This window comes from Streptomyces sp. NPDC003393 (assembly GCF_053589015.1).
The window spans coordinates 127,399-149,461 of sequence record NZ_JBSFRB010000002.1; the positions used below are offsets into that span (position 1 = coordinate 127,399).

At 71.9% G+C, this 22,063-nt stretch carries 21 protein-coding genes; 6 read left to right on the top strand and 15 right to left on the bottom strand.

Annotated features, from left to right (window positions below):
* Positions 1 to 14: 14 nt before the first annotated feature.
* On the bottom strand, positions 15 to 1,640 hold the full coding sequence (locus ACWDUZ_RS02610) for an ATP-binding protein (RefSeq protein ID WP_451629924.1): 1,626 nt from the start codon (positions 1,638 to 1,640) through the stop codon (positions 15 to 17).
* The gene (afsQ1, locus tag ACWDUZ_RS02615; protein WP_037868090.1) at positions 1,637 to 2,314 is read right to left on the bottom strand and encodes a two-component system response regulator AfsQ1; all 678 of its coding nucleotides are present in this window, start codon (positions 2,312 to 2,314) and stop codon (positions 1,637 to 1,639) included. Before afsQ1 ends, ACWDUZ_RS02610 begins: the two co-directional genes overlap by 4 nt.
* Positions 2,315 to 2,533: 219 nt before the next feature.
* On the opposite strand from afsQ1, the gene ACWDUZ_RS02620 reads away from it, so the two are divergent.
* On the top strand, positions 2,534 to 3,286 hold the full coding sequence (locus ACWDUZ_RS02620) for a SigE family RNA polymerase sigma factor (RefSeq protein ID WP_451629925.1): 753 nt from the start codon (positions 2,534 to 2,536) through the stop codon (positions 3,284 to 3,286).
* Positions 3,287 to 3,459: 173 nt separating this feature from the next.
* On the opposite strand, the gene ACWDUZ_RS02625 is transcribed toward ACWDUZ_RS02620, so the two are convergent.
* Positions 3,460 to 4,095 (bottom strand): uridine kinase family protein, encoded by a 636-nt coding sequence (locus ACWDUZ_RS02625; protein ID WP_451629926.1) that lies wholly within the window; start codon positions 4,093 to 4,095, stop codon positions 3,460 to 3,462.
* Between the two features lie 127 nt (positions 4,096 to 4,222).
* Here ACWDUZ_RS02625 and ACWDUZ_RS02630 point away from each other — a divergent pair, with 127 nt between their 5' ends.
* The gene (locus ACWDUZ_RS02630; protein WP_451629927.1) at positions 4,223 to 4,630 is read left to right on the top strand and encodes a hypothetical protein; all 408 of its coding nucleotides are present in this window, start codon (positions 4,223 to 4,225) and stop codon (positions 4,628 to 4,630) included.
* A 78-nt stretch (positions 4,631 to 4,708) separates the two neighbouring features.
* Here ACWDUZ_RS02630 and ACWDUZ_RS02635 read toward each other — a convergent pair whose 3' ends face one another.
* Genes ACWDUZ_RS02635 through deoC form a run of 3 tightly spaced genes read right to left on the bottom strand, consistent with a single transcriptional unit; the run spans position 4,709 to position 8,059 of the window.
* Positions 4,709 to 5,614 (bottom strand): aldehyde dehydrogenase family protein, encoded by a 906-nt coding sequence (locus tag ACWDUZ_RS02635; RefSeq protein ID WP_451629928.1) that lies wholly within the window; start codon positions 5,612 to 5,614, stop codon positions 4,709 to 4,711.
* Positions 5,607 to 7,085 carry an aldehyde dehydrogenase family protein gene (locus ACWDUZ_RS02640; RefSeq protein WP_451629929.1) on the bottom strand — a complete coding sequence of 493 codons (1,479 nt, stop codon included), beginning with the start codon at positions 7,083 to 7,085 and terminating at the stop codon, positions 5,607 to 5,609. The genes ACWDUZ_RS02635 and ACWDUZ_RS02640 overlap by 8 nt, the downstream gene beginning before the upstream one ends.
* A 5-nt stretch (positions 7,086 to 7,090) precedes the next feature.
* Positions 7,091 to 8,059 (bottom strand): deoxyribose-phosphate aldolase, encoded by a 969-nt coding sequence (deoC, locus tag ACWDUZ_RS02645; protein WP_451629930.1) that lies wholly within the window; start codon positions 8,057 to 8,059, stop codon positions 7,091 to 7,093.
* A gap of 224 nt (positions 8,060 to 8,283) precedes the next feature.
* Here deoC and ACWDUZ_RS02650 point away from each other — a divergent pair, with 224 nt between their 5' ends.
* Positions 8,284 to 8,943 carry a PH domain-containing protein gene (locus ACWDUZ_RS02650; RefSeq protein WP_451629931.1) on the top strand — a complete coding sequence of 220 codons (660 nt, stop codon included), beginning with the start codon at positions 8,284 to 8,286 and terminating at the stop codon, positions 8,941 to 8,943.
* Between the two features lie 201 nt (positions 8,944 to 9,144).
* Here ACWDUZ_RS02650 and ACWDUZ_RS02655 read toward each other — a convergent pair whose 3' ends face one another.
* From ACWDUZ_RS02655 to ACWDUZ_RS02670, 4 genes are all read right to left on the bottom strand, one after another.
* Positions 9,145 to 9,897 carry an alpha/beta hydrolase family protein gene (locus ACWDUZ_RS02655; protein ID WP_451629932.1) on the bottom strand — a complete coding sequence of 251 codons (753 nt, stop codon included), beginning with the start codon at positions 9,895 to 9,897 and terminating at the stop codon, positions 9,145 to 9,147.
* Between the two features lie 308 nt (positions 9,898 to 10,205).
* Complete coding sequence (locus ACWDUZ_RS02660) at positions 10,206 to 11,885, bottom strand: phospho-sugar mutase (RefSeq protein ID WP_451629933.1); 1,680 nt, start codon at positions 11,883 to 11,885, stop codon at positions 10,206 to 10,208.
* 279 nt (positions 11,886 to 12,164) lie between these two features.
* Entirely contained in the window at positions 12,165 to 12,989 is an 825-nt protein-coding gene (locus tag ACWDUZ_RS02665; protein ID WP_451629934.1) for a purine-nucleoside phosphorylase, read from the bottom strand.
* A 199-nt stretch (positions 12,990 to 13,188) separates the two neighbouring features.
* Positions 13,189 to 13,626 (bottom strand): gamma-glutamylcyclotransferase, encoded by a 438-nt coding sequence (locus ACWDUZ_RS02670; RefSeq protein WP_451629935.1) that lies wholly within the window; start codon positions 13,624 to 13,626, stop codon positions 13,189 to 13,191.
* A 139-nt stretch (positions 13,627 to 13,765) separates the two neighbouring features.
* On the opposite strand from ACWDUZ_RS02670, the gene ACWDUZ_RS02675 reads away from it, so the two are divergent.
* On the top strand, positions 13,766 to 15,214 hold the full coding sequence (locus ACWDUZ_RS02675) for an NAD(P)H-quinone dehydrogenase (protein ID WP_451629936.1): 1,449 nt from the start codon (positions 13,766 to 13,768) through the stop codon (positions 15,212 to 15,214).
* A 170-nt stretch (positions 15,215 to 15,384) separates the two neighbouring features.
* On the top strand, positions 15,385 to 16,320 hold the full coding sequence (locus ACWDUZ_RS02680; RefSeq protein WP_451630173.1) for a DeoR/GlpR family DNA-binding transcription regulator: 936 nt from the start codon (positions 15,385 to 15,387) through the stop codon (positions 16,318 to 16,320).
* A gap of 272 nt (positions 16,321 to 16,592) precedes the next feature.
* Here the strand turns inward: ACWDUZ_RS02680 and ACWDUZ_RS02685 are convergent, their stop codons facing one another.
* Positions 16,593 to 18,365, bottom strand: a complete 1,773-nt coding sequence (locus ACWDUZ_RS02685; RefSeq protein ID WP_451629937.1) for an acetyl/propionyl/methylcrotonyl-CoA carboxylase subunit alpha — start codon at positions 18,363 to 18,365, stop codon at positions 16,593 to 16,595.
* Between the two features lie 399 nt (positions 18,366 to 18,764).
* On the opposite strand from ACWDUZ_RS02685, the gene ACWDUZ_RS02690 reads away from it, so the two are divergent.
* On the top strand, positions 18,765 to 19,271 hold the full coding sequence (locus ACWDUZ_RS02690) for a hypothetical protein (protein WP_451629938.1): 507 nt from the start codon (positions 18,765 to 18,767) through the stop codon (positions 19,269 to 19,271).
* A 6-nt stretch (positions 19,272 to 19,277) separates the two neighbouring features.
* Here ACWDUZ_RS02690 and ACWDUZ_RS02695 read toward each other — a convergent pair whose 3' ends face one another.
* The 4 genes from ACWDUZ_RS02695 to ACWDUZ_RS02710 form a co-directional block, all read right to left on the bottom strand.
* A complete protein-coding gene (locus tag ACWDUZ_RS02695) occupies positions 19,278 to 19,901 on the bottom strand; it encodes a Maf family protein (protein ID WP_451629939.1) in 624 nt (207 codons plus the stop codon).
* A 30-nt stretch (positions 19,902 to 19,931) separates the two neighbouring features.
* Positions 19,932 to 20,060, bottom strand: coding sequence for a morphogenic membrane protein MmpB (gene mmpB, locus ACWDUZ_RS02700; protein ID WP_451629940.1), 129 nt, complete (start codon positions 20,058 to 20,060; stop codon positions 19,932 to 19,934).
* An 82-nt stretch (positions 20,061 to 20,142) separates the two neighbouring features.
* Positions 20,143 to 20,352: an acyl-CoA carboxylase epsilon subunit gene (locus ACWDUZ_RS02705; protein ID WP_451629941.1), complete on the bottom strand. Its 210-nt coding sequence runs from the start codon at positions 20,350 to 20,352 to the stop codon at positions 20,143 to 20,145.
* Between the two features lie 17 nt (positions 20,353 to 20,369).
* Positions 20,370 to 21,974 carry an acyl-CoA carboxylase subunit beta gene (locus tag ACWDUZ_RS02710; protein ID WP_451629942.1) on the bottom strand — a complete coding sequence of 535 codons (1,605 nt, stop codon included), beginning with the start codon at positions 21,972 to 21,974 and terminating at the stop codon, positions 20,370 to 20,372.
* Between the last annotated feature and the right edge of the window lie 89 nt (positions 21,975 to 22,063).

Here is a 22,063-nt window from a genome sequence, read left to right on the forward strand (position 1 = left end):
TCTGTCGTGCGCCGTCATCGGTCGTCCCCCTCGGGCGCGTCGCCGCCGCCACGGGTCCTGCCGCGGCCCTTGCCGTCACCCTGGCCGTTGCCGTTCCCGTCGCCCTCCGTCGGCTGCGTGGCGAGCGCGGAGGCGTCCCGCGGCAGCCGCAGTGTGAACACGGCGCCGCCGTCGGGCGAGTTGGCGGCCGTGATGTCGCCGCCGTGGATGTGGGCGTTGTTCAGGGCGATGGACAGGCCCAGGCCGCTGCCCTCGGAGCGCGGCCGGGAGGCGCTCGCCTTGTAGAAGCGGTCGAAGACATGGGGGAGGACGTCCTCCGGGATGCCGGGACCGTGGTCGCGCACCTGGATCACCACCTCGTCGTCCTCCTCCCGCACCGACACGCGCACCGGCGAGCCGCCGTGCTTGAGGGCGTTGCCGATGAGGTTGGCGAGGATCACGTCCAGGCGGCGCGGGTCCAGGCGGGCGTGGATGCCGCGCTCGGCGTCCAGCTCCACCGCGTCCAGCCAGGCGCGGGCGTCGATACAGGCGGTGATCTGGTCGGCGATGTCGACGTCGTCCAGCACCAGCCGGGCCGTGCCCGCGTCGAAGCGCGTGACCTCCATCAGGTTCTCGACCAGGTCGTTCAGCCGCCGGGTCTCGCTGACCACGAGCCGTACGGCGGGCTCGATCATCGGGTCGATGCCGCCGCTCTCGGAGTCCAGCTCCTCCTCCAGCACCTCCGTCACCGCGGTGATCGCGGTCAGCGGGGTACGCAGCTCATGGCTCATGTCCGCCACGAAACGGCGGGAGGCATCGTCGCGCGCGGCCATGTCGGCCACCCGCTTCTCCAGTGCCTCGGCGGCGTTGTTGAACGTCCGGGAGAGATCGGCGAGTTCGTCCGTGCCGGACACCCTGAGCCGGGTGTCCAGCTTGCCCTCGCCGAGCCGGCGCGCCGCCACACCCAGGCGGTGCACCGGCTTCAGCACCGTCGTGGCGGCGGCCTGCGCCAGCAGCGCGGCCCCCACCAGGGCCAGCCCCGTGGCGATGCCCAGCGACCAGGCCAGCGAGTTCAGGTCCTTGGCCTCCGGCTCCAGCGACTTGAGCATGTAACCGGTCGGGCCGCCTCCGATCACCCTCGTCCCGGCGACCAGATACGGCGTGCCGTGATCGGTGATCCGCTGCCAGTACAGGTGGTACGGCGCCTTGTTGGCCGAGGTGATCTTCTGCTGCTTGTTCACGGCGGTGCGCAGCGAGGCGGGCACGTCCTCGAGGGAGAAGCCGCTCAGTCCGCCGGAGCTGCCGAACACCGTCCGGCCGTCGGCGTCCTGGCCGGTCAGCAGCACACTGAACCGCTGACTGCTGCCCGCCATCTGGCTCGCCGTGCGCTGCAACTGGTCCTGCGTGGGATGCACCGGCAGCGCACCCGCGCGGTTCTGCATCTCCTGCTGGAAGTCGCGCAGCACCGCGTCCTGCGTCCGGGTCAGCACCGCCTCGCGGTTGAGCCAGTACGCGATCGCGGACGCGGACACGGCGGCGGTCAGCGCCACCAGCGCGAAGACGACGACCAGCCGCAGCCGCAGACTGGTGAACCGCAGTCGGGACAGTGCCCCCTTACGGCCCGCGGTCCAGCCGCGGAGCCCCCCCTGCCGATCCGTCACTGAGGCGCGTCCAGGCGGTAGCCGACTCCGCGCACGGTACGGATCAGGGTCGGGGAGGACGGCACGTCCTCGACCTTGGCCCGCAGCCGCTGCACACAGGCGTCCACGAGCCGCGAGTCACCGAGGTAGTCGTGCTCCCACACCAGCCGCAGCAGCTGCTGCCGCGACAGCGCCTGACCGGGCCGCCGGCTCAGCTCCAGGAGCAGCCTGAGCTCGGTCGGGGTCAGCTGGAGGTCCTCGCCGTTCTTCGTCACCGTCATCGCGGCCCGGTCGATGACCAGGCTGCCGAAGGTCGCGGAGTCGTTGGCCTCCCGCTCGCCGCGCCGCAGCACGGCCCGGATCCGGGCGTCCAGGACGCGGCCCTGCACGGGTTTGACCACGTAGTCGTCGGCACCGGACTCCAGGCCCACGACCACGTCGATGTCATCGCTGCGCGCGGTCAGCAGAATGATCGGCAGCTGGTCCGTGCGCCGGATGCGCCGGCACACCTCGAACCCGTCGATGCCGGGCAGCATCACGTCCAGCACGATCAGGTCCGGCCGCTGCTCGCGCAACAGCTTCAGACCGTCCTCGCCGCTGGCAGCGGTGGCCACCCGGTGTCCCTGGCGCGTCAGTGAGAGCTCCAGGGCCGTCCGGATGGCGTCGTCGTCCTCGATCAGCAACAGGGAAGGCACGGGCTCATTCTGGCCCATGCGGGGGTGGGGTTTCGACACCTGGAGCGCTCTCACACATCTCCCATGGATGACGACCGTCACCAACGGCCCCTGTGACAGGTCTGTGACAGTCGACGGACACGGCCATGAAGTGGCCGGGGCAAGCTTTTCGGCACAGGCAAGCAAGCACGTGAGAACCGAGCAGGGCGAGCACCGGGACTCCACGACGGGGGGCGCGAGATGAACACGCTGCACAGCAACAGCACCAGCGCAGTGGTCACGCGTCTGCACGACGTGACCCGGGGTTCGGAGAAGTCCGGTGCCGTGAGCCCGCGGGGGTGCGCTCGCGGCACCGGGCGTCAGCACACCGCGTTCATGACGGTGGTTGACGCGCACACGGGGGAAACACACGGGGGAACCGCGTACGGGGAGGGCTCGGGGGAGCGCCGAACCCGGTCGGAGGCCGCGGACGCCGAAGCGGCGTTCACCGCCTACGTCCAGGAGCGCCGCGCCTCCCTGTACGCGACCGCCTACCACCTCACCGGCGACCGCTTCGAGGCCGAGGACCTGTTGCAGAGCGCGCTGTTCTCGACGTACAAGGCGTGGGACCGGATCAGTGACAAGGCGGCCGTCGGCGGATACCTCCGCCGCACGATGACCAACCTGCACATCAGCGCCTGGCGGCGCCGCAAGCTGAACGAGTACCCGACCGAGGAGCTGCCGGAGACGCCCGGCGACACGGACGCGATGCGCGGCACCGAGCTGCGCGCGGTCCTCTGGCAGGCGCTGGCCCGGCTGCCCGAACTCCAGCGCACGATGCTGGTCCTGCGCTACTACGAGGGCCGCACGGACCCGGAGATCGCCGACATCCTCGGCATCAGCGTCGGCACGGTGAAGTCCAGCATCTGGCGCTCGCTGCGCCGGCTGCGCGAGGACGAGGTCCTCAGCTTCGGCCGTGACCAGGAGGAGTCCTTCGGCGAGCTCGTCGCCTGAGCTCACCGGAGGTCCGGGGGACGGGGGAAACACGGGGGACGCCGCAGGGGAGCGGTGACGGGGGACCCACGGGGGACGTGGGGGAACACCATGAGGAAGCGGGACTGGAGAACCGGGGGGTCCGTCCAGTCCCGCTTTCGTCTGGTCTGCGTAACGGGGCGGCGGTACGGCGCTCAGGCCGCCGTGGGCGTGCGTCCTTGGCGGCCCGTCGCCGCGGCGGCCATCCGTCCGAGCGCCTCGTCCCGGCCGCAGGCGTGGGCGCCCAGGGCGACCTGACGGGCGATGATCGACCGTTCGGCGCGCATCAGCCGCCAGCCGCGGCGCAGCAGGAACGGCACCGACTTGCGGCCCTCCCTCAGGTCCCGCAGGAAGCGCCGGCGGAAGGTGGTCACGGGCCCCCGGGTCAGGCACAGCGCGTCGGCCAGGACGCCGAGTTCGCGGCAGCGTTCGACGATCTCGGCGGCGAAGACGCCCTCCGCGACGAACAGCGGCGTACGGCCGATGTCCAGGGTGGTCTCGCCGGTGCGGGCGCTGTGGGCGATGTCGTAGACGGGCACCGTGGTGCTGCCCGTCGCGCACAGCCGGGCGATGGCCTCGACCGCCACGTCCGCGTCCCAGGACTCCGGGTGGTCCCAGTCGATGTCCGAACTCCCCGCCACCAGCGGCAGCGTGGGGTCGTCGCCCTCCTTGTAGAAGTCGTCGAGGCGCAGTACGGGCAGCCCGCAGCGGGCGGCGACCAGGGACTTGCCCGAACCCGAGGGGCCGCAGAGCAGCACGACACGGGCGGCAGACGGGGGATGAAGGCTCACGGAACACCAGTTTGACGCATGGCGGCCCCGCTGCCGACCCCGCGGGTCGGCTTTGGAACGTGGGTTGCGTCTCAACTACCCTGTGCGCTGTTCTCGTTACTCTGCGCACCAGAAGGTGGCACCAGACATGGCCCGACACGCGTCCATCTCCCAGCTCTCCCGCCCCACCGCCCGGCGTGTCCTGATCGCCGTCGCGACCGCCGGCGCCGCCCTGGGTGCGGGCGCGGCCACGGCGTCGGCTCAGACCCTCCCGGTGGTGGGCGGGACCGACCGCACCGGCTCGCTGGGCAAGGTCGACCCGCAGGCCGGCCTTCAGGCGCTGACCGGGACGGTCGGCTACGTCACCGGACCGGTCGCCGGCCTGAAGCCCAACCCGCTGGCGGGCACCGGCGTCGACCCGCTCGACAACGGCGTCGGCACGCAGGTCGCCGACTTCCGGCCGGTGACCTCGAAGATGCTCACCGGCCCGGTGGCGCAGGCGCCGTCGGTCGGGAGCATTCCGGTGGTGGGGCAGGTGGTCGGGGCGCTGCGCTGACCGAGGCGGACACGCACGAAGAGAGCCGCGCCTCCCCCGGACGGAGGGGAGCCGCGGCTCTCCGCGTGGGCGGGTCCGTCAGTACGACGAACCCGACGCGCCCAGCGCCCCCGTCGGGTGCCAGACCGTCTTGGTCTCCAGGAAGGCGGTCATGCGGTCGATGCCCGGAGTCGCGAAGAAATCCACAGGCTGTGGACGCAGTACGCGCTTGAGGTTGTCGGCCGCCGCGATCTCCAGCTCCTTGGCCAGCTCTTCGCCGGCGCCCGCCAGGTCGATCGCGTTGACGTCCTGGTGCGCGGCGAGCGGGGCCGCGATCTCCGCCGTACGGCCGGACAGCACGTTGACGACCCCGCCGGGCAGGTCGGAGGTGGCCAGCACCTCGCTGAGGGAAAGCGCCGGAAGCGGGGACTTCTCGCTCGCGATCACGATCGCGGTGTTGCCCGTGGCGATCACCGGGGCGACCACCGACACCAGGCCCAGGAAGGACGACTCCTGCGGGGCCAGGACGGTCACGACACCGGTCGGCTCGGGCGAGGAGAGGTTGAAGAACGGCCCGGCGACCGGGTTGCCGCCGCCCACCACCTGGGCGATCTTGTCGGTCCAGCCCGCGTACCAGACCCAGCGGTCGATCGCCGCGTCCACGACCGCGGCGGCCTTCGCCTTCGCCAGGCCCTCGGCGTCGCCGACCTCGCGCACGAACTGCTCGCGCCGGCCCTCCAGCATCTCCGCGACGCGGTAGAGGACCTGACCCCGGTTGTACGCGGTCGCACCCGACCACGCCCCGAACGCCTTGCGCGCGGCCACCACCGCGTCACGGGCGTCCTTGCGGGACGAAAGGGGCACGTTCGCCAGCCAGTTGCCCTTCTTGTCGGTCACCTCGTACACCCGGCCGCTCTCGGAACGCGGGAACTTCCCGCCCACGTACAGCTTGTAGGTCTTGAAGACCGAAAGCCGCGGTTCGGTCTTGTCCGTCTTGTCAGACATCGAGGTACGCCTCCAGGCCGTGGCGGCCGCCCTCGCGGCCGAAGCCCGACTCCTTGTAGCCGCCGAACGGCGAGGTCGGGTCGAACTTGTTGAACGTGTTGGACCAGATCACGCCCGCGCGGAGCTTGTTCGCGACGGCGAGGATCCTCGACCCCTTCTCGGTCCAGATGCCGGCCGAGAGGCCGTACGGCGTGTTGTTCGCCTTGGCGACCGCCTCGTCCGGTGTCCGGAAGGTGAGTACCGACAGCACCGGGCCGAAGATCTCGTCGCGGGCGATGGTGTGCGCCTGGGTGACGTTCGTGAACAGCGTCGGGGCGAACCAGTAGCCCGACGACGGCAGTTCGCAGGCCGGGGACCAGCGCTCGGCGCCCTCCGCCTCGCCCTGCTCGGCGAGCGCGGTGATCCGGGCCAGCTGCTCGGCGGAGTTGATCGCGCCGATGTCGGTGTTCTTGTCCATCGGGTCGCCCAGGCGCAGCGTGGACAGGCGGCGCTTGAGGGAGTCCAGCAGCTCGTCGTGGATCGACTCCTGCACCAGCAGCCGCGAGCCCGCACAGCAGACCTGGCCCTGGTTGAAGAAGATGCCGGTGACGATGCCCTCGACGGCCTGGTCGATCGGGGCGTCGTCGAAGACGATGTTGGCGCCCTTGCCGCCCAGTTCGAGGGTGAGCTTCTTGCCGGTGCCCGCGACGGTCCGGGCGATCTCCTTGCCCACCGCGGTGGAACCGGTGAAGGCGACCTTGTTCACGTCGGGGTGCGCGACGAGCGCGGCACCCGCGTCACCGTAGCCGGTGAGGATGTTGACGACACCCTTCGGCAGGCCCGCCTGGCGGCACACGTCGGCGAAGAAGAGCGCGGACAGGGGGGTGGTCTCGGCGGGCTTGAGGACGACCGTGTTGCCGGTCGCCAGCGCCGGGGCGATCTTCCACGCCAGCATCAGCAGGGGGAAGTTCCAGGGGATGACCTGGCCGGCCACGCCCAGCGGCTTCGGCTCCGGCCCGCTGTGCCCATGTGTCGTCCTCCGGCCGAACCCAGCATGCTCCAGCTTGTCGGCCCAGCCCGCGTAGTAGAAGAAGTGCGCCGCCACCAGGGGCAGGTCGGCGTCCCTGGTCTCCCGGATCGGCTTGCCGTTGTCCAGCGTCTCCAGGACCGCCAGCTCACGGCTGCGCTCCTGGATGATGCGGGCGATGCGGAACAGGTACTTGGCGCGCTCGGAGCCGGGCAGCGCCGACCACTTCGCGAAGGCCTTGCGGGCGGCCTGCACGGCGCGGTCCACGTCCGCCTGGCCGGCCCGGGCGACCTCGGACAGCACCTCCTCGGTGCTGGGCGAGACCGTCTTGAAAACCTTGCCGTCGGCCGCCTCGGCGAACTCGCCGTCGATGAACAGGCCGTAGGAAGGGGCGATGTCGACGATCGAGCGGGACTCGGGCGCCGGCGCGTAGTCGAATGCGGAAGACCGCTTCTCGATGGTCATGGTGATCAGTCCACCGTCACGTAGTCGGGGCCGGAGTAGCGGCCGGTGGCCAGCTTCTGGCGCTGCATCAGCAGGTCGTTGAGCAGGGAGGAGGCGCCGAAGCGGAACCAGTGGTTGTCCAGCCAGTCCTCGCCGACGGTCTCGTTGACCAGGACCAGGAACTTGATCGCGTCCTTGCTGGTGCGGATGCCGCCGGCCGGCTTCACACCGACCTGGACACCGGTCTGGGCACGGAAGTCCCGCACCGCCTCCAGCATGAGCAGGGTGTTGGCGGGGGTGGCGTTGACGGCGACCTTGCCGGTGGAGGTCTTGATGAAGTCGGCGCCGGCGAGCATGCCGAGCCAGGAGGCGCGGCGGATGTTGTCGTACGTCGACAGCTCACCGGTCTCGAAGATGACCTTCAGCCGGGCGGACGTCCCGCACACCTCCCTCACGGCGGCGATCTCGTCGTACACCTTCAGGTACTTGCCCGCGAGGAACGCCCCGCGGTCGATGACCATGTCGATCTCGTCGGCGCCCGCGGCGACGGCGTCCCGCACGTCGGCCAGCTTGACGTCGAGGGCGACGCGGCCGGCCGGGAAGGCGGTGGCCACCGAGGCGACCTTCACGCCCGAACCGGCGACGGCCTCCTTGGCGACGGCCACCATGTCGGGGTAGACGCAGACCGCGGCCGTGGCGGGGGTCGTACGGTCCGTCGGGTCGGGGTGGACCGCCTTGGCGCCGAGCGCCCGGACCTTGCCCGGGGTGTCCGCGCCTTCCAGCGTCGTCAGGTCGACCATCGAAATGGCGAGGTCGATGGCGTACGCCTTCGCGGTGGTCTTGATGGAACGGGTCCCGAGCGAGGCGGCGCGGGCCTCCAGGCCGACCGCGTCGACGCCGGGCAGCCCGTGCAGGAAGCGGCGCAGCGTGCTGTCGGACGCGGTGACGTCGGAGAGAGCCCGCGCGCGGGGTGCGGAGGGTGCAGTGGTGGGCATGGTCACCAGGCGAGCATATCTACGCGCGTAGCGGCTTGTACAGTCCCGGTTTTCGTCGGGGCGCGCGGCGAGACGCGGAGCCGGGGCCCGGGGCCGGCTCAGGGGCCCGGCTCCGGAACCCCGGACAGGGAGCCCGCCCGCCACGGGGGACCGAGTCGCGTCCGTGGCGAGGCCGTGCCCGGCCCGTGCTCCGCGGCGGGCGGCCGTCGGGCAGAATCGGGGCCATGACGACCGAGCACGAGTCCCCCGCGCCGCAGCCACCGGGCCCCGAGTTCCAGGACCGGGTCCACCGGTCCTCCGGAGGCGTCGCGGGCGGTGTCCTGCTGATCGCCATCATTCTCTGGCTGGGCTTCGACGCGATGTTCGCCGGATCGGGCCGCATCCCGTGGCTGGCGCTGGCCGGGATGATCCTCGCCGTGCCCCTCGTGATCGCCTTCACCCTCCGCCCGGCCGTGTACGCCAACGCCGACCGGCTGCGCGTCCGCAACCCCTTCCGCGTGATCGTCCTGCCCTGGAGCCAGGTCGCCGTCCTGCGCTCCGGATACTCCAACGAGGTGATCGCCAAGTCCGGCGCCAAGTACCAGCTCTGGGCGATACCGGTCTCCCTCCGGGGACGCAAGCGGGCCGCCCGGCAGGAGGCGCGAGCCGCCGAGCGTGGTGACAGGGGCGGGCGCGCCGGCGTCGCCGCGGGCGCCGAAGCGGGGGCGGGCGAGCCGATCCGTGCGCAGACCGACCAGATCATGGCCGACCTCCGCGAGCTCCAGGAGACCCGCGAGAACGCGGCGGGCGCCCAGGGCGAGGCGCGCGTGCGCTGGGCCTACGAGATCATCGGTCCGGCCGTGGCGGGCGCGGTGGTGCTGGCGATCCTGCTGGCGGTGGGCTGAGGCCCGTCGGCTCGCCGGGCGCTGCCGGAGCCTGATCCGCGCCGCCCGGACCGGCGCCCCGCCGTCGGGAGTCCGACGGCGTCCCTGGCCGCCACGACCGCGTGCCGACGGCATCGACGCCTCAGCCGCGGCGTCCGGCCGGCGGAATCACGGCGGTCCGGGCGACCGCCTGGTCGGCCCGCCGGCCGGTCGGTCCTCGGTTCAGCCGTTGGCGGGGGCGTAGCGCTCCAGGAACGCGGTCACGTCGGCCAGCGCGGTGCCGTTCTTCAGGATGCTCACGCCGTGGTTCCCGCCGTCGTAGACCTTGAGCACCTTGTCGGAGTCGTGGTCGGCCTTGTACAGCCCGCGGATGTCGTCCGCGTACGGGAGGTCGTTCGACTCGGCGGCGAAGAACGCCGGTACCTTCAGCTTTCCGGCGGCGGCGAGTGCGTCGGTGCCGCCGAACTGCTGGGGTGAGCTCAGGGTCACCACTCCGGCGACGTTCACCCGTCCCGGATCCCCGGCGGCGGCCAGAGACGCCGTCCCGCCCTTGGAACCGCCCACCAGGACGACCTTCTGGGAGCCGCGGTGGACGAGTTCCTGCGCCGCCGCCAGAACGCCGGTCGGATCGGAGTCGTCCATGGTGAAGGCGATCAGCCGGTAGCCGCGCTCGGTGAAGTGCGGGAAGTAGTCGAGCCACTCGCACAGGTCGCTGCCGAGCTGGTGGGAGAAGACGATCCCCACCTTGCCGTCGCCCTCGACATAGGCGTCGAGGGGAGTGCCGTCGTTGTCGATGGTGATGGAGCCTGCCGACGCCTGCGCCGGGGTGAGGCACCCGTAGTCGTCGGGCGGCGTGGCCTGGGCCTTGGAGCTGCTGTCGCCCGAGGAGCACCCGGACGCGAGCAGTACGGCGGAGCAGAGCAGGGCGGCGGTTGCGCCGGTTCTGCGGCTGGTGGTGGTTCGGGTGTGTCGCATCGGCCTCTCCCCCTTGGAAGCCGGACGGTCGACCGCCGCACGGCGCGACGGCGCCGCAACCCCCCGGCGCTGGCCTCGAACTCCCGGAAACGTAAAGGGGTCGGCTGCTCGCGTCAAGGTTCTGGTGGAACCGCTCCCACGCGCACCGGCCGGACCCGCCGGGGCGACCGTGACCGCACACCGCGTCCGGTCCGATCCCACGCCCCGCACCCGATCCCGGTACGGGTCCCGGTGCCGGTCCCGACAGCGTCCCGGTCCGAAGCCCGCGTCGGGGTTCCGGACCGGGACCGGGTGTCAGGCCCCGACTGTCACGCGTCCACGCCCAGCGCGGCCGCGATGTCCTCGCGCAGCGCGGCCAGTACCTGGGCGGCGGTGTGGCGGGCGGCGGTCAGTTCGGCCGCGGCGGCGACCGGGACGACCACCTCCAGGTAGCACTTGAGCTTGGGCTCGGTGCCCGACGGGCGCACCACGACCCGCGCCGACTCCACCGGGGAGGGCAGACCGGTCCCCCGCAGGCGGTAGCGCAGCCCGTCGGTGGGCGGGAGGCCGGCCGAGCCCTGCTCCAGGTCGTCGGCGGACTCCACGGTCAGCCCGGCGAGGGCGGCCGGGGGCCGCTCGCGCAGGCGCCGCATCGCGTCGGAGATGACCGAGAGGTCCTGGACGCGGACCGAGAGCTGGCCGGTGGCGTGCAGGCCGTGCTCCACGGCGAGGTCGTCCAGCAGGTCCAGGAGCGTACGGCCCTGCTCCTTGAGGCGGGACGCCAGTTCCGTGATCAGCAGGGCGGCGGTGATGCCGTCCTTGTCGCGTACGCCCTGCGGGTCGACGCAGTAGCCGAGGGCCTCCTCGTAGCCGTAGCGCAGGCCCTCCACGCGGGCGATCCACTTGAAGCCGGTGAGGGTCTCGGCGTAGGGCAGGCCCGCCTTCTCGGCGATCCGGCCGAGCAGCGAGGAGGAGACGATCGACTCCGCGAAGGTGCCCCGCGCGCCGCGGGCGACCAGGTGGGCGGCGAGGAGCGCGCCGACCTCGTCGCCGCGGAGCATGCGCCAGTCCGCGCCGTCCTTCACGGCCACCGCGCAGCGGTCCGCGTCCGGGTCGTTGGCGATGACCAGGTCGGGATCGGTCTCGCGGGCCCTGGCGAAGGCCAGGTCCATCGCCCCCGGCTCCTCCGGGTTGGGGAACGCGACCGTGGGGAAGTCCGGGTCCGGGTCGGCCTGCTCGGCGACCAGCACGGGGGCGGGGAAGCCCGCGCGGGCGAACGCGGCGAGGAGGGTGTCCTTGCCGACGCCGTGCATCGCCGTGTAGACGGTGCGCGCCGTGCGCGGGGAGTCCGGGGCGAGGACGGCCTCGGTACGGGCGAGGTAGGCGTCGAGGACGGAGTCGTCCAGGACCTCCCAGCCGGTCTCCGGGCGGGGGACGGCGGTGAGCGTGGTGATCGCGTCGATCTCGGCGGCGATGTCCGCGTCCGCGGGCGGGACGATCTGCGAGCCGTCGCCCAGGTAGACCTTGTACCCGTTGTCGCGGGGCGGGTTGTGGCTGGCGGTGACCTCCACGCCGGCGACCGCGCCGAGGTGCCGGATGGCGAAGGCGAGCACGGGGGTGGGGAGCGGGCCGGGGAGCACGGCCGCACGCAGACCGGCGCCCGTCATGACGGCGGCGGTGTCGCGGGCGAAGTCCGCCGACTTGTGGCGGGCGTCGTAGCCGATGACGACCAAACCGGCCGTACCGTCCTCGTGGGGGGTCCCCTGCTTCTTCAGATACGCGGCGAGGCCGGCGGCGGCGCGGATGACCACGGAACGGTTCATCCGCATGGGGCCCGCGCCGAGTTCGCCGCGGAGGCCGGCGGTGCCGAACTGGAGGGTGCCGGCGAAGCGCGCGGCGAGCTCCTTCACGTCCCCCGCGTCGATGAGCTCGGCGAGTTCCGCGCGGGTCTCCGCGTCGGGGTCCTCGGCCAGCCACGCCTTGGCCCGTGCGATGAGGTCGTCGTGCACGTTTCCGTCAGCCTCTCGTGCTCTGGTGTTGTGTGAGTGGGGGTGGGGTGCTGTTCCGGCGGCCGGTGTCGATGCCGGCGCCGGTCGTCCGCGGTGCGTCGTGCGTCGGGGGCCGCGGCCGGCCGCCGCACACGGACATACTGCCCAACGTCCGGTCGGCCGGACCGGATCCGGCCCTGCGCGGCGGGCTGTGGACGCACCCCCAGGGCCTCCCGCCGTACGCTCGCGGCCCTCCTGCCGCCGGGACGCGCGTGCGGCGCCGTCGGCCCGTGTGCCGTCCTACAGGCGGTCCAGGACCTGGGCCAGCAGCGAGCCCATGCGGGTGGCGGAGTCGCGGCCCGCCTGGAGGACCTCCTCGTGGTTGAGGGGCTCGCCGGTCATGCCGGCCGCGAGGTTGGTCACCAGCGAGATGCCGAGGACCTCCGCGCCGGCCTCGCGGGCGGCGATCGCCTCCAGGACGGTGGACATGCCCACCAGGTCCGCGCCGATCACGCGGGCCATGCGGATCTCTGCCGGCGTCTCGTAGTGCGGGCCGGGGAACTGGGCGTAGACGCCCTCCTCCAGGGTGGGGTCGACCTCCTTGCACAGGGCCCGCAGGCGGGGGGAGTAGAGGTCGGTCAGGTCGACGAAGTTGGCGCCGACGATCGGGGAGGTGGCGGTCAGATTGATGTGGTCGCTGATCAGGACCGGCCGGCCCGGACGCATGCCTTCGCGCAGTCCGCCGCAGCCGTTGGTCAGCACGATCGTCTTGCAGCCGGCGGCGACGGCCGTGCGCACCCCGTGGGCGACGGCGGCCACACCGCGGCCCTCGTAGTAGTGGGTCCGGCCGAGGAAGACCAGGGCGCGCTTCTCACCGATCGTGTACGAGCGGATCCTGCCACCGTGGCCCTCGACGGCCGGCGGCGGGAATCCGGGCAGCTCGGTGACCGGGAACTCGGCCTCGGGGGCGCCCAGGGCGTCGACGGCAGGTGCCCAGCCGGAGCCCATCACGAGGGCGACGTCGTGGGTCTCCGCGCCCGTGAGTTCCCGCAGGCGGGTGGCGGCGGCGTCGGCGGCGGCGTAGGGGTCGCCCTGGATGTCGTCCGGAAGAAGAGATGCGTTCACGTGACGAGGGTAGCCCGGAATGGCCTACGCGCGTAGATGAGGGCGCTCACGGGAATGAGATCGTTGTCTTGTCGTTTCCCACGAAGGCGCGCGCCGGGCAGGGGTCCCGGACGTCCCGGATGGAGCCCATGAGCCGGGACGCGTCCGCGGACGGATCGCGGGCCGGCGGGGCGACGCCCTGGTCGGGGGCGAGGCCGGCTCAGCAGGGACGCTTGCGCAGCTCCATCACATAGTCGTGCGGCGCGCCCGCCGACTCCGCGGCGTCCGCGATCTCGCCCAGGTAGCGCGCGGAGGGCAGGCCGCCCTCGTAGGCGTTGAGGACATAGACCCAGGCGGGCTCCTCGCCGTCGAGCGTGTGGACGCGTACGCGCATACGGCGGTAGATCTCCAGGCCGACGCCCTCCCAGCGGTCGAGGGACTCCTCGTCCATCGGGGCGATGTCGTAGAGCGCCACGAAGACCTGGGAGATCGGGTCCTCGACGAGGGTCGCCAGTGCCCCCTCCCAGCCCATGTGCTCGCCGCCGAAGGTCAGCCGCCAGCCGTTCAGCCAGCCCGTTGCGCGCAACGGCGAGTGCGGGGCGCGGCGGGACATCAGCCGCGCGTCGAGATTGCCGGCGTAGGCGGCATAGAGCGACATGGGTCGAAGGGTACGACAGGGACGCGAGGGACTCATCCGCCCCGCGGGTGCGTCCCGGAGGTCGCCTCATCCGTCCCATAGGTAACAGAACGGGTCCGGCTGGGCCCCCGGGACGTGTCACCTTGAACGGTGCGGGACAATGGAGTACGTGACTCGGATCGTGATCATTGGTGGCGGACCCGGCGGATATGAAGCGGCGCTGGTGGCCGCGCAGCTCGGCGCGGAGGTGACCGTCGTCGACTGCGACGGTCTGGGCGGGGCGTCGGTGCTGACCGACTGCGTGCCGTCGAAGACCCTCATCGCGACGGCCGAGGTGATGACCACCTTCGACTCCTCGTACGAGGAGCTGGGGATCATCGTCGCCGACGACACGCCGCCCCAGGAGCAGAACGCCCGGGTGGTGGGTGTCGACCTGGGCAAGGTCAACCGCCGTGTGAAGCGGCTGGCGCTCGCCCAGTCGCACGACATCACCGCCTCCGTGACGCGGGCCGGCGCGCGGGTCGTGCGCGGGCGGGGACGGCTGGAGGGCACGCAGTCCCTGGACGGGTCGCGCAAGGTCGTCGTCACCGCGGCGGACGGCAGCGAGGAGACGCTCACCGCCGACGCCGTGCTCATCGCCACCGGCGGTCACCCGCGCGAGCTGCCGGACGCCCAGCCCGACGGCGAGCGCATCCTCACCTGGACCCAGGTCTACGACCTCACCGAGCTGCCCGAGGAGCTCATCGTGGTCGGCTCCGGCGTCACCGGCGCCGAGTTCGCCGGGGCGTACCAGGCGCTGGGGTCCAAGGTCACGCTGGTGTCCTCCCGGGACCGGGTGCTGCCGGGTGAGGACCCGGACGCGGCGGCGGTGCTGGAGGACGTCTTCCGGCGGCGCGGCATGAACGTGATGTCCCGGTCGCGCGCCGCGGCGGCCAAGCGGGTCGGCGACCGGGTGGAGGTGACCCTGTCGGACGGCCGGGTCATCACCGGCACGCACTGCCTGATGGCCGTCGGCTCCATCCCCAACACCGCCGGGATGGGGCTGGAGGAGGCCGGCGTCAGGCTGCGCGATTCCGGTCACATCTGGACCGACAAGGTGTCGCGCACGACGGCTCCCGGCGTGTACGCGGCCGGTGACGTGACCGGAGTGCTCGCGCTGGCCTCCGTGGCGGCGATGCAGGGACGTATCGCCGTGTACCACTTCCTCGGCGACGCGGTGGCCCCGCTGAACCTGAAGACCGTCTCCGCCAACGTCTTCACCGACCCCGAGATCGCCACCGTCGGCTACAGCCAGGCCGACGTGGACGCCGGAAAGATCGACGCCCGCTGCGTGAAGCTGCCGCTGCTGCGCAACCCGCGCGCCAAGATGCAGGGCATCCGGGACGGCTTCGTCAAGATCTTCTGCCGTCCGGGCACCGGCATCGTGGTCGGCGGTGTGGTCGTCGCGCCGCGCGCCTCGGAACTCATCCACCCCATCTCGATCGCCGTCGACAACAATATGACGGTCGAACAGATCGCAAACGCGTTCACCGTGTACCCCTCCCTTTCGGGGTCGATCGCCGAGGTGGCCCGTCAGCTGCACACGCGCAAGACGGCGGCCGAGGTCTGACGTCCGGTTCCGACTCCCCGCCGGTCACGGGGAGTTGTGGCTCTATACCACTTCTGTCCCTGGCGTGCGAACAACTTCTGTTATTCGGCGCAAACTGCTGAAACCAGACGGTCGCTGGGGTTACTGTCAGTTTCGTGTTCGCTGCTGAACGTCGCCAACTGATCCTCGAAATGGTGCGAGCGAACGGTGCCGTGTCGCTCCGTGAACTCGCCCGCGTCGTCCAGACCTCCGAAGTGACCGTACGGCGGGACGTGCGCGCACTGGAGGCAGAAGGACTCCTCGACCGCCGGCACGGCGGGGCGGTACTGCCGGGCGGGTTCACCCGCGAGTCCGGCTTCCCGCAGAAGTCGCATCTCGCGACGGCCGAGAAGACGGCCATCGCCGACCTCGCCGCGGGTCTCGTCGAAGAGGGCGAGGCCATCGTGGTCGGAGCGGGTACGACCACGCAGGAGCTGGCGCGCCGGCTGGCCCGGGTGCCCGGCCTGACCGTCGTGACCAACTCCCTGCTGGTGGCCCAGGCGCTGGCCCACGCCAACCGCGTCGAGGTCGTGATGACCGGCGGCACTCTCCGCGGCTCCAACTACGCCCTCGTCGGGTCGGGAGCCGAGCAGTCGCTCCAGGGCCTGCGGGTGTCGCGGGCCTTCCTCTCCGGGAGCGGCCTGACGGCCGAGCGGGGCCTGTCCACGTCCAACATGCTGTCGGCCTCCGTCGACCGCGCCCTCGTCCAGGCCGCCGCGGAGGTCGTGGTCCTCGCCGACCACACCAAGCTCGGCGCGGACACCATGTTCCAGACGGTTCCGACCGAGCTCATCACCCGCCTGGTGACGGACGAGCCTCCGGTCCACGACGACCGGGCGGCCACCGAACTCCAGGCCCTGGCGGACCAGGGCGTCCAGATCGCCGTGGCCGGCGCGATGGGAAACCCGGTGGGCGACCACCCCCCGTCCCGCACCGACCGCCGTCGTGACGTCCCCGTCCCCGGCCCCCGCCGCGGCCAGCTCGGCACCCCGACCGCCACCCTCCGCTCGACCCCTCTGACGGGCGAACAACCGGGCCCGGACCGGGCAGAGCGGGCCGCCCGGGTGGCGGATCTGCGGAGGCGCTGAGCACGGGGCCGCGGGCCGGAGGACCGGCGGTCACGGAGCCTGACGGTCACGAGGACCGGCGCTTGCAAGCCTGGCTGGTCGCGGGAGCAGCGGTCGCGGGCCTGGCGCTCCGTCCTCACGGTCGCAAGGACCGGCGGTTGCGGGCCCGGCGGTCGCGGCGAGCGGCGGAAGCCGGGATTGCCGGGTGGGCGCAGGGCCCGCGCGGCGCCTCACGGACATGCAGCAGTGAGGCGCCCGGCGGGGTGGCCGGGCGCCTCACGGGGCTGGCGCGGTCAGTCCTTGATGTCGCAGATGGAGGCGCCGGAGGTGATGGAGGCGCCGACCTCGGCGGTCAGGCCCTTGATGGTGCCGGCCTTGTGGGCGTTGAGGGGCTGTTCCATCTTCATGGCCTCCAGGACGACGACCAGGTCGCCCTCCTTGACCTCCTGGCCCTCCTCGACGGCGACCTTGACGATGGTGCCCTGCATGGGGGAGGCGAGGGTGTCGCCGGAGGCGACGGGGCCGGACTTCTTCGCGGCGCGGCGCTTGGGCTTGGCGCCGGCGGCCAGACCGGTGCGGGCCAGGCTCATGCCCAGGGAGGTGGGCAGGGAGACCTCAAGGCGCTTGCCGCCGACCTCCACGACGACCGTCTCGCGGCCCAGCTCCTCCTCCGCCTCGGTGTCGGCGGGGGCGGCGAAGGGCTTGATGTCGTTGACGAACTCGGTCTCGATCCAGCGGGTGTGGACTGTGAAGGGGGCGCTGGAGCCGGTCAGCTCGGGCGCGAAGGCGGGGTCCCGTACGACCACGCGGTGGAACGGGATGGCCGTGGCCATGCCCTCGACCTGGAACTCGTCCAGCGCGCGGGCGGCGCGCTGAAGGGCCTCCGCGCGGGTGCGGCCCGTCACGATCAGCTTGGCCAGCAGGGAGTCCCAGGCCGGGCCGATGACGCTGCCGGTCTCCACGCCGGCGTCCAGGCGCACGCCCGGGCCGGAGGGCGCGGCGAACTTCGTCACCGTGCCCGGGGCGGGGAGGAAGTTGCGGCCGGGGTCCTCGCCGTTGATGCGGAACTCGAAGGAGTGGCCGCGCAGCTCCGGGTCGTCGTAGCCCAGCTCCTCGCCGTCGGCGATGCGGAACATCTCGCGGACGAGGTCGATGCCGGCGACCTCCTCGGTGACCGGGTGCTCGACCTGGAGGCGGGTGTTGACCTCCAGGAAGGAGATGGTGCCGTCCTGGCCGACGAGGAACTCGCAGGTGCCGGCGCCCTCGTAGCCGGCCTCCGTCAGGATGGCCTTGGAGGCGCGGTAGAGCTCGGCGGTCTGCGCCTCGGACAGGAACGGGGCCGGGGCCTCCTCGACCAGCTTCTGGTGGCGGCGCTGGAGCGAGCAGTCACGGGTGGAGACGACGACCACGTTGCCGTGCTTGTCCGCCAGGCACTGGGTCTCCACGTGGCGGGGGCGGTCGAGGTAGCGCTCGACGAAGCACTCGCCGCGGCCGAAGGCCGCCACCGCCTCGCGCACGGCGGACTCGTACAGCTCGGGGACTTCTTCCAGGGTCCGGGCGACCTTCAGACCGCGGCCGCCGCCGCCGAAGGCGGCCTTGATGGCGATCGGCAGGCCGTGCTCGCGGGCGAAGGCGACGACCTCCTCGGCGCCGGAGACCGGGTCGGAGGTGCCGGCGACCAGGGGGGCGCCGGCGCGCTGGGCGATGTGGCGGGCGGCGACCTTGTCGCCGAGGTCGCGGATGGCCTGCGGCGGGGGGCCGATCCAGATCAGACCGGCGTCCAGGACGGCCTGGGCGAAGTCGGCGTTCTCGGAGAGGAAGCCGTAGCCGGGGTGGATGGCGTCGGCGCCGGACTCCTTGGCGGCCTTGAGCACCTTGTCGATGTCCAGGTAGCTGGTGGCGGGGGTGTCACCGCCCAGGGCGAACGCCTCATCCGCGGCGCGGACGTGCAGAGCGTCCCGGTCGGGGTCGGCGTAGACGGCCACGCTCGCGATCCCGGCGTCCCGGCAGGCCCGGGCAACGCGGACAGCGATTTCGCCACGGTTGGCGATGAGCACCTTGCGCACGATTGAGGCTCCCTCCTTGAAACAAGCCGAGTTTAGGGACTGCCGACACGGCACTTCGACCCGTCCCCAATGGTGAGCTTGCCCACACGGAGCGTGATTCGAGGCGCGCTCGACCCGCGAAACCCCTTGTCGCACCTTGGTACGCAGGGTTCCTCCCGGAAACCCTAGCCCGCTGATGTGGTCAAGGTCTCTGTGAGAGCGTGCTGCGGCCCACTTGGTTTCTTTGTGGAGTCCCTACGAATGGCCCAATGATTCTTTGCCACTCGACCGGCCCTCGCGCGACCCCTGCACGACCCTTGTCCCGAGGTTTACCCGTTAGTAGCGTTCGCGATGTCCGGACAGTACTCGCGGTAACAGGGCTTCCTGGCGCGGCGTGGTAGGCGAAACAGGCGAAAGTGGGTGGGACCGGTGGTGCGCAGACCGGTGGCGTGGATCGTGGCGGTCGTGCTCTTCGTCGAGGCGCTCGGTCTCGCCGCGGTGAACTGGTTCCTCGGAGTGGTCGTCCACCGGCAGAAGATGTCCCTCGCCGGCCTGGACCCGAACGTGATGTCGACCTCGTCGAAGGTCGCCGGGGTGGTCTTCGGCCTCTACTTCGCCCTGTGCGGCCTCGCCGCGCTGCTCGTCGCGGTGCGGGGCCGCCGTCCGGCCGGGGCCGGACGGATCCTGCTGATCAGCGCGGCCGTGGTGCACGGGCTGCTGGGCGCCTTCGCGTGGGGGCCGATGGGCTGGCCGGCGTTCCTGTTCATGGTCGTCGTGCTCGCGCTCATCGTGCTGCTGCTGATGACGTACGACCGCGAGGAGACCGCGTCCGCCGACGGGCCGGACGGCCCCGAGGGCGCCCCGAAGAGCGGCACGCCCGCTCCCGTCCCGCCGGTCGCCCCTCCGGGGGAACCCAGCGCCTCCTGAGCCTCGTCAGTCGCCGTCGGCCGGCGACCACAGCTCGGTGATCGCGACGCCCAGATCGGCCAGCAGCCGGCGCACCAGGGGCATGCTGATGCCGATGACGTTGCCGTGGTCGCCGTCGATGCGGTCGATGAAGGGGGCCGAGCGGCCGTCCAGGGTGAAGGCGCCGGCCACGTAGAGGGGCTCGCCCGAGGCGACGTACGCGGCGATCTCCTCGTCCGTCGGCTCGCCGAAGTGCACCACCGTGGACGCGACCGCGGAGGTGTGCCGTCCGCTCGCCGTGTCCCAGATGCTGTGGCCGGTCTGGAGGGTTCCGGCCCGGCCGCGCATCGCCTTCCAGCGGGCCGTCGCCTCCTCGGCGTCGGCGGGCTTGCCGAGCGCCTGGCCGTCCAGGTCGAGCACCGAGTCGCAGCCGATCACCAGGGCGCCCCGGATCTCCGGCCTCGCCGCCACGACGGAGGCCTTCGCCTCGGCCAGCGCCAGCGCCAGTTCGGCGGGGGCGGGGGCGGTGACCGCGTCCTCGTCCACCCCGCTCACGACCACCTCGGGATCCATCCCGGCCTGCCGGAGCAGCCCGAGCCGGGCGGGGGACTTCGAGGCGAGAACGAGGCGGCGGCGCGGCTGGTCAGTCATGCGGTCAGAGTATCCATGCGGGCGCGGGGCTCACCTCACTCCGATCACGAACATCACCAGCACCATGGCCAACGCCATGAGAACGCCCAGCCGACGCAGCATCGCCTGCATGTCGCGCAGCTCTTTCGGCGGCTCGTTCTCGGGGTCGGACCACAGCATTTCCCGATGGTGCTGCGGCGGGCCGGTCCGGCGCCTGAGTACGCGTACTCAAGTCGGCCGGACCGCGCCGCGGTGAGACGGCTCAGGCGGGCCAGTAGGTGCGCGCCCAGGAGGCCGGACCCGGCCGCGGGACGCGGTGGGCGGCGATGCGGGACGGGTCGGCCCAGGAGTCCCTCGGGCCGGGCGCGCCGGACGGCGGGGCGGCCGCCGCCGCGGCGCGGGCCCTGACCACCGCCAGGGCGGCGGCGAGCTCCTCGGGGGTGGGGTTGCCTCGTACGACCTTGATCGTCATGTGGGGTCCCTTGGTGCTCAGAGGGGGATGTTGCCGTGCTTCTTGGGGGGCAGGGTCTCGCGTTTGGTGCGCAGTTGGCGCAGGCCGCGGACGATGTGGGAGCGGGTGTCGGAGGGCATGATCACGGCGTCGATGTAGCCGTGCTCGGCGGCGATGTAGGGGTTGAGGAGGGTGTCCTCGTACTCCTCGATGAGGCGGGCGCGGGTGGCGTCGGCGTCGTCACCGGCTTCGGCGATGGTGCGGCGGTGCAGGATGTTGACGGCGCCCTGGGCGCCCATGACGGCGATCTGGGCGGTGGGCCAGGCCAGGTTGAGGTCGGCGCCCAGGTGCTTGGAGCCCATGACGTCGTAGGCGCCGCCGAAGGCCTTGCGGGTGATGACGGTGATCAGGGGCACGGTGGCCTCGGCGTAGGCGAAGATCAGCTTGGCGCCGCGGCGGATGATGCCGTCGTGTTCCTGGTCCACGCCGGGCAGGAAGCCGGGGACGTCGACGAAGGTGAGCACGGGGACGTTGAAGGCGTCGCAGGTGCGCACGAACCGGGCGGCCTTCTCGGACGCGCCGATGTCCAGGCAGCCGGCGAACTGCATGGGCTGGTTGGCGACGATGCCCACCGGGTGGCCCTCGATGCGGCCGAAGCCGGTGAGGATGTTCGGGGCGAACAGCGGCTGGGTCTCGAAGAACTCGGCGTCGTCGAGGATGTGCTCGATCACCGAGTGCATGTCGTAGGGCTGGTTCGCCGAGTCCGGCACCAGGCTGTCCAGCTCCAGGTCCTCGGCGGTGACCGTCAGGTCCGCCTGTTCGGGGAAGACGGGGGGCTCGGAGAGGTTGTTGGAGGGCAGGTAGGACAGCAGCTGCTTGACGTAGTCGATGGCGTCCTTCTCGTCGCCGGCCATGTGGTGGGCCACGCCGGAGGCGGAGTTGTGGGTGCGGGCGCCGCCGAGTTCCTCGAAGCCGACGTCCTCGCCGGTGACGGTCTTGATGACGTCGGGACCGGTGATGAACATGTGGCTGGTCTGGTCGACCATGACCGTGAAGTCGGTGATGGCGGGGGAGTACACCGCGCCGCCCGCGCACGGGCCGACGACCAGGGAGATCTGGGGGATGACGCCGGAGGCGTGGGTGTTGCGGCGGAAGATCTCGCCGTAGGCGCCCAGCGAGGCGACGCCCTCCTGGATGCGGGCGCCGCCGGAGTCGTTGATGCCGATCACGGGGCAGCCGGTCTTCAGGGCGAAGTCCATCACCTTGGCGATCTTCTGGCCGTAGACCTCGCCCAGCGCGCCGCCGAAGACGGTGAAGTCCTGGGAGAAGACGGCGACGGGGCGGCCGTCGACGGTGCCGTAGCCGGTGACGACGCCGTCGCCGTAGGGGCGCGTCTTCTCCAGGCCGAAGTTGGTGGAGCGGTGCCGGGTGAACTCGTCGAGCTCGACGAAGGAGTCCTCGTCCAGCAGGAGAGCGATGCGCTCCCGGGCGGTCAGCTTGCCCTTGGCGTGCTGCTTCTCGACGGCGCGCTCCGAGCCGGCGTGCGTCGCTTCCTCGATGCGGCGCTGAAGATCCGCGAGCTTGCCCGCGGTCGTGTGGATGTCGATCCCTGGGATCTCGTGACGCTCTTCCGGCTCGGACATCGGGATGCGGCTCCCTGCCTGCTCAAAAGGGGGGACGGTTACTCATCCGTAGCGTAGTGTCACCACCACGGTTCGGCAGTGCGGCGTTT

Excerpts from the sequence above, each read along its gene's own strand:
- ACWDUZ_RS02650 (WP_451629931.1), top strand. The coding sequence starts at position 8,284 with ATGACGACCGAGCACGAGTCCCCCGCGCCGCAGCCACCGGGCCCCGAG.
- ACWDUZ_RS02630 (WP_451629927.1), top strand. The coding sequence starts at position 4,223 with ATGGCCCGACACGCGTCCATCTCCCAGCTCTCCCGCCCCACCGCCCGG.
- ACWDUZ_RS02705 (WP_451629941.1), bottom strand. The coding sequence starts at position 20,352 with ATGACGATCAAGGTCGTACGAGGCAACCCCACCCCCGAGGAGCTCGCC.
- ACWDUZ_RS02670 (WP_451629935.1), bottom strand. The coding sequence starts at position 13,626 with ATGTCGCTCTATGCCGCCTACGCCGGCAATCTCGACGCGCGGCTGATG.
- ACWDUZ_RS02640 (WP_451629929.1), bottom strand. The coding sequence starts at position 7,085 with ATGACCATCGAGAAGCGGTCTTCCGCATTCGACTACGCGCCGGCGCCC.
- ACWDUZ_RS02635 (WP_451629928.1), bottom strand. The coding sequence starts at position 5,614 with ATGTCTGACAAGACGGACAAGACCGAACCGCGGCTTTCGGTCTTCAAG.
- ACWDUZ_RS02680 (WP_451630173.1), top strand. The coding sequence starts at position 15,385 with ATGGTGCGAGCGAACGGTGCCGTGTCGCTCCGTGAACTCGCCCGCGTC.
- ACWDUZ_RS02710 (WP_451629942.1), bottom strand. The coding sequence starts at position 21,974 with ATGTCCGAGCCGGAAGAGCGTCACGAGATCCCAGGGATCGACATCCAC.
- deoC (WP_451629930.1), bottom strand. The coding sequence starts at position 8,059 with ATGCCCACCACTGCACCCTCCGCACCCCGCGCGCGGGCTCTCTCCGAC.
- mmpB (WP_451629940.1), bottom strand. The coding sequence starts at position 20,060 with ATGCTGTGGTCCGACCCCGAGAACGAGCCGCCGAAAGAGCTGCGCGAC.
- ACWDUZ_RS02675 (WP_451629936.1), top strand. The coding sequence starts at position 13,766 with ATGGAGTACGTGACTCGGATCGTGATCATTGGTGGCGGACCCGGCGGA.
- ACWDUZ_RS02655 (WP_451629932.1), bottom strand. The coding sequence starts at position 9,897 with ATGCGACACACCCGAACCACCACCAGCCGCAGAACCGGCGCAACCGCC.
- ACWDUZ_RS02620 (WP_451629925.1), top strand. The coding sequence starts at position 2,534 with ATGAACACGCTGCACAGCAACAGCACCAGCGCAGTGGTCACGCGTCTG.
- ACWDUZ_RS02695 (WP_451629939.1), bottom strand. The coding sequence starts at position 19,901 with ATGACTGACCAGCCGCGCCGCCGCCTCGTTCTCGCCTCGAAGTCCCCC.